Annotated in this window: 5 protein-coding genes; 1 reads left to right on the forward strand and 4 read right to left on the reverse strand. The window is 71.1% G+C overall.

The window, feature by feature from the left end:
* Window positions 1–20: 20 nt before the first annotated feature.
* From E1211_RS30420 to E1211_RS32815, 4 genes are all read right to left on the reverse strand, one after another.
* Window positions 21–452, reverse strand: coding sequence for a hypothetical protein (locus E1211_RS30420; protein ID WP_132353410.1), 432 nt, complete (start codon window positions 450–452; stop codon window positions 21–23).
* 180 nt (window positions 453–632) lie between these two features.
* Complete coding sequence (locus E1211_RS30425) at window positions 633–1,838, reverse strand: cation:proton antiporter (protein ID WP_132353416.1); 1,206 nt, start codon at window positions 1,836–1,838, stop codon at window positions 633–635.
* A 7-nt stretch (window positions 1,839–1,845) separates the two neighbouring features.
* The gene (locus E1211_RS30430; RefSeq protein ID WP_132353412.1) at window positions 1,846–2,346 is read right to left on the reverse strand and encodes a cation:proton antiporter regulatory subunit; all 501 of its coding nucleotides are present in this window, start codon (window positions 2,344–2,346) and stop codon (window positions 1,846–1,848) included.
* A 143-nt stretch (window positions 2,347–2,489) separates the two neighbouring features.
* Window positions 2,490–2,645 (reverse strand): hypothetical protein, encoded by a 156-nt coding sequence (locus E1211_RS32815; RefSeq protein WP_165947374.1) that lies wholly within the window; start codon window positions 2,643–2,645, stop codon window positions 2,490–2,492.
* 316 nt (window positions 2,646–2,961) lie between these two features.
* On the opposite strand from E1211_RS32815, the gene clpB reads away from it, so the two are divergent.
* On the forward strand, window positions 2,962–5,553 hold the full coding sequence (gene clpB, locus E1211_RS30435; RefSeq protein ID WP_132353414.1) for an ATP-dependent chaperone ClpB: 2,592 nt from the start codon (window positions 2,962–2,964) through the stop codon (window positions 5,551–5,553).
* Window positions 5,554–5,556: the final 3 nt, after the last annotated feature.

The raw sequence follows: 5,556 nt of genomic DNA on the forward strand, positions 1-5,556 counted from the left end.
GCCGGGAAGCGCGGGCCGGCTCAGGCGAGGCGGCGGTTCTCCCGGACCAGGCCGCCCTCGCACCAGTCGCGGTACGCGAAGAGCTCGGGGCGGGCCAGGAGAACCCGGCTGTTGTGTGCCCAGACCCGCATGATCTCGTCGCCGTTCTTCTCCGCCTGCTCGACCAGCTTGCGGAAGCGGCGCTTGGGGTGCGCCCGGAAGTTCGTCCGGATCCCGTCCGCGGCGTAGATGTAGAGGCAGTGCAGGGCGAACCGGCGGGCCGGGCACGACGGGTCCATAGCCAGGTCGAAGAGCGTCATCACCAGCCGGTCACCGGAGACCAGCAGGTCCCAGTCCGGCGGCATGGAACTCAACGGCACCGAGTCGGGGTGGTAGGCCCACGCGCGCATCTCCGCCGGCGACGGGTCGACAGGGTTGGCGAAACCGTGGAACGTCGACTCCTGCACGCTCACCGGCCAACCTTCCGCTCTTGCCCGCACTTGGCACAGCCGCCCGCGGACCTGGCTGCTGGGGCGACACGGTAACGCGGTACCGGTCAGTAGGGGTAGACCCTCCAGGGAGCAATTGGTCAACCGTTGGCCGAGCCGGGCCGACCGTACGGCCGACCCGGCTCCGCGTGGCGTCGACCAGGCTCAGTCCGCGACCCGTACCGGCTCCCGCCGCTGGACGGACGCGCGGCGGCGCAGCCAACGCTTGAACCACGGGAAGTCCGGCAAGCGGGCCAGCAGCGGCCCGGTCACCACGGTGATCAGGACGTACGCCGTGGCGAGCGCGGCCAGCCGCGGCTCGACACTGCCGGCCGAGACCGCGAGCCCGGCGATGACGATGGAGAACTCGCCCCGGGGCACCAGGGCGAGTCCGGCCCGCCATCGACCGGGTTCGGCGATGCCGACCCGGCGTGCGGCCAGGTAACCCGTGAGTGTCTTCGTCGCCATCGTGACGATCGCCAGGCCGAGCGCCGGCAGCAACACGGGCGGGATCTCCCGCGGGTCCGTCGTCAACCCGAAGAAGACGAAGAACACCGCCGCGAAGAGGTCCCGCAGCGGAGTGAGCAACTGGGTGGCGTGATGCGCCACCGGACCGGAGAGCGCGATACCGACCAGGAACGCGCCGACCGCCGCCGACACCTGGAGCTCGGCGGCGAAGCCGGCCACCAGGAGCGTCAGCCCGAGCACTCCGAGCAGCAACGCCTCGGCGTCCTTCGCGGACATGAGGGTGGAGATCAACCCGCCGTAGCGGATGGCGACCACGAGCACGGCCAGGACCGTGGCGACCGCGATGGCGAGCGCGATGCCGCCGCCCATCAGACCGGCGCCCAGCAGCACGGCGGTGACCAGCGGCAGGTAGAGCGCCATGGCCAGGTCCTCGATCACGAGGACCGAGAGGATCACCGGGGTTTCCCGGTTACCGAGCCGGCCCAGATCGCCGAGGACCTTGGCGATCACGCCGGAGGAGGAGACCCAGGTGATGCCGGCCAGGACCAGCGCGGCCACCCAGTCCCAGCCGAGCAGCAGCGCGAACGCCGCCCCGGGTAGCGCGTTGAGCAGCGCGTCGATCAGCCCGGCGGGGGCGGCGGCCCGGAGGTTGCCGACGAGCTCGTTGGCCGAGTACTCCAGGCCGAGCATCACCAGCAGCAGGATCACGCCGATCTCGGCGCCGACCGCGAAGAACTCCTCGCTGGCGTTGAGCGGCAGCAGCCCGCCGTGCCCGAACGCGAGCCCGGCGAGCAGGTAGAGCGGAATGGGCGAGAGGCCGATCCGGCGACTCAACCGGCCGAGCAGACCCAGCAGGAAGAGTAGTGCGCCGACCTCGATGAGCAGGGTGTTGGTCTCGTGCATCCGCGCCTCAGCCGTCCGGGTCACTGTCGGCGAGGATGGCGGTCACTCCGTCGAGACCCTGGCGGGTCCCGACCACGACCACCACGTCACCGGCGGCGAAACGGAAGGCCGGGTCCGGCGAGACGATCACCTCGCCCTGGCGGAGGACCGCCACGATCGAGGCTCCGGTCCGGGTACGAGCCTTCGTGTCGCCGAGCTTCCGGTTGACGTACGGGGAACCAGCCGGAATGAGGATCTGCTCGGTGAGCAGCCCGGCGGCCTGTTCCCGCAGCCCGGAGAGCTGACCGAGCATCAGCGACGCGCCGAGGATGTCGGCGAGGGCCTCCGCCTCGTCATCGGTCAGCGGGATGTCGGCCTGACACGAATCAGGATCATCCGGATCGTAGAGGACAAGGTCACGACGACCGTTGCGGTGGGAGACCACGCCTACGCGGCGTCCGGATTCCGTCACGAGGTCATGACGTACGCCGATACCCGGCAGCGCGGTCTGTTCGACACGTACTCGCACCCAGTCAACGCTACCGTGTCCAGGCCGGTCGATCCCCGGGCCGTTAACGTCGGCCGATGTCTGCACCTGACCGGTGGCTCCGAACTGTCGCCTCGTCTCTCTCGCGCCCGCCCCGCGACCCGGGACGCCCCGCGCCGGGACGGTCACCGGCTGGCGGTTCGGTAGCGCTGGTAGCGGTGCATGCTGAGTCCCTGGATGCCGGGTACGCCGTCGAAGATCCCGCGCCGGCCGCCGAATTCGGAGCCGGCTATCGCCTCCCGGTGCGCCTCCTCGCTGGTCCACTCGGCGTAGAGGGTCACCCGGGCACCGTCGAGGCTGAACAGCAGGTGCCCGCCGATCGCGCCCGGGTGCGCGTCCGCCCGGAAGGTGGCGATCCTCTCCGCGGCCTGCCGTTGGAGTTCGGGGCCGTCGGTCGCGATGCCGATCAGCGCGACAGAGCCGGGATGGGGCGCGTTGTCGGCGGTGGCGCGTTGGAGCCCGCTGCGCGAGGCCGGTCGGCGAGTCGACCGGCGGTGGCAGCTCCGGAAGTGACGGGAGTCACACGCCCAGGGTTGAGCGGAATAGGCTCAACTCTGGTTGTGTCCTTCCTAGCGGACCTGTCGATCCGGGGGAGTCATGAACACGGAACGTCTCACCACCAAGAGCCGCGAAGCCATCACCGGTGCCGTCGCGCTGGCGAACCAGCGCGGACACGCCACCGTGGAACCCTGGCACCTGCTGCTGTCGCTGCTCGACACCGAGGGCTCGACCGCGGCCGGCCTGCTGCGTGCCGTCGGGGCCGAGCCTGTCGAGCTGCGCCGGGCCGCCCAGCGCGCCGTCGACGCCCTGCCCGCGGCGCGCGGCTCCAGCATCGCCGAGCCGACCCTGGCCCGCGAGTTCGTCAACGCCATCGGCGCCGCCGAGCAGATCGCCCGGCCGCTGGGCGACGAGTACACCTCCACCGAGCACCTGCTCGCCGGCCTGGCCCGGGTGGGTGGTGTGGTGGCCGACGCCTTGAAGGCCGCCGGCGCCACCGAGGAGAACCTGGTCGCCGCCTTCCCGACGGTGCGCGGCGGGGATCGGCGGGTCACCACCGCCGACCCGGAGCAGACCTACCAGGCGCTGGCCAAGTACGGCGTCGACCTCACCGCGCGCGCCCGCGAAGGGAAGATCGACCCGGTGATCGGCCGGGATTCGGAGATCCGCCGGGTGATCCAGGTGCTCTCCCGGCGTACCAAGAACAACCCGGTCCTGATCGGTGAGCCGGGCGTGGGCAAGACCGCGATCGTCGAGGGGCTGGCCCAGCGGATCGTCGCCGGTGACGTGCCGGAGTCATTGCGCGACAAGAAGCTCGTCTCGCTCGACCTGGGCGCGATGGTCGCCGGCGCGCAGTACCGCGGCCAGTTCGAGGAGCGGCTGAAGTCCGTCCTCGAGGAAATCAAGAACTCCGACGGGCAGGTCATCACCTTCCTCGACGAGCTGCACACCGTCGTCGGTGCGGGCAAGGGCGAGGGCTCGATGGACGCCGGCAACATGCTCAAGCCGATGCTGGCCCGCGGTGAGCTGCGCATGGTCGGCGCCACCACGCTGGACGAGTACCGCGAGCACATCGAGAAGGACCCGGCGCTGGAGCGGCGCTTCCAGCCGGTGCTGGTCGGCGAGCCGACCATCGAGGACACCATCGGCATCCTCCGTGGGCTCAAGGAGCGCTACGAGGTGCACCACGGCGTACGGATCACCGACGCCGCCCTGGTCGCGGCCGCCACCCTGTCGGACCGCTACATCACCGACCGGTTCCTGCCGGACAAGGCGATCGACCTGGTCGACGAGTCGGCGTCCCGGCTGCGGATGGAGATCGACTCGCGGCCGGTCGAGGTGGACGAGATCGAGCGGGCGGTCCGCCGGCTGGAGATCGAGGAGATGGCGCTCGCCAAGGAGCCGGACGACGCCTCCGCCGAGCGGCTGGCGCGGCTGCGCCGGGAGCTGGCCGACAAGCGCGAACAGCTGACCGCGCTCTCCGATCGCTGGAAGCTGGAGAAGGACCACATCACCAAGCTCTCCACCGCGAAGGAGGAGCTGGAGCGGCTGGGTGGCGAGGCCGAGCGGGCCGAGCGTGACGGCGAGCTGGAGCGCGCCGCCGAGCTGCGGTACGGCCGGATCCCGGCGCTCAAGGCCGAGCTGACGCGGGCCGAGCAGGAGCTGGCCGGGCTCCAGGCCGACGGCGCGATGCTCAAGGAGGAGGTCGGCGCGGACGACATCGCGGCCGTGGTCGCCTCCTGGACGGGCATCCCGGCCGGCCGGTTGCTCGAAGGTGAGACGGCCAAGCTGCTGCGGATGGAGGAGTCGCTGCGGGCACGGGTCGTCGGCCAGCCCGAGGCGGTCGGCGCGGTCTCCGACGCCGTACGCCGGGCCCGGGCGGGCGTCGCCGACCCGGACCGGCCGACCGGCAGCTTCCTCTTCCTCGGCCCGACCGGCGTCGGCAAGACCGAGCTGGCCAAGGCGCTCGCCGAGTTCCTCTTCGACGACGAGCGGGCCATGGTCCGCATCGACATGAGCGAGTACGGCGAGAAGCACTCCGTCGCCCGGCTGGTCGGTGCCCCGCCCGGTTACGTCGGTTACGAGGAGGGTGGTCAGCTCACCGAGGCGGTGCGTCGCCGGCCGTACTCGGTGATCCTGCTCGACGAGGTGGAGAAGGCCCACCCGGACGTCTTCGACATCCTGCTCCAGGTGCTCGACGACGGCCGGCTCACCGACGGGCAGGGCCGGACCGTCGACTTCCGCAACACGATCCTGATCCTCACCTCCAACCTGGGGTCGTCGGTGATCAGCGATCTGACGCTCGCCGAGGAGCAGCGTCGGGAGGGCGTCCTGTCGGTGGTCCGTTCGCACTTCAAGCCGGAGTTCCTCAACCGGCTCGACGACGTGGTGGTCTTCGCCGCGCTGCGCGGGGACGATCTGCGCTCCATCGTGGACATCCAGCTGTCCCGCCTGCGGAGCCGCCTCGCCGATCGCCGGTTGGCGCTGGACGTCACCGACGCCGGCCGTGAGTGGCTGGCCGAGCACGGGTACGACCCGATCTACGGGGCCCGCCCGCTGCGCCGGCTCGTGCAGTCCGCGATCGGCGACCAGCTCGCCAAGGCTCTGCTGGCCGGCCAGATCCGCGACGGCCAGACGGTCAAGGTCGACCTGGCCCCCACCAAGGAAGCCCTGACCGTAACCCCCGCCTAACCC

It is taken from the genome of Micromonospora sp. 15K316 (assembly GCF_004348525.1).
Classification (GTDB): Bacteria; Actinomycetota; Actinomycetes; order Mycobacteriales; family Micromonosporaceae; genus Micromonospora.

Bases quoted from the DNA above. Each gene is read 5' to 3' on its own strand.
- E1211_RS30425 (WP_132353416.1), bottom strand. From the start codon at position 1,838: ATGCACGAGACCAACACCCTGCTCATCGAGGTCGGCGCACTACTCTTC.
- clpB (WP_132353414.1), top strand. From the start codon at position 2,962: ATGAACACGGAACGTCTCACCACCAAGAGCCGCGAAGCCATCACCGGT.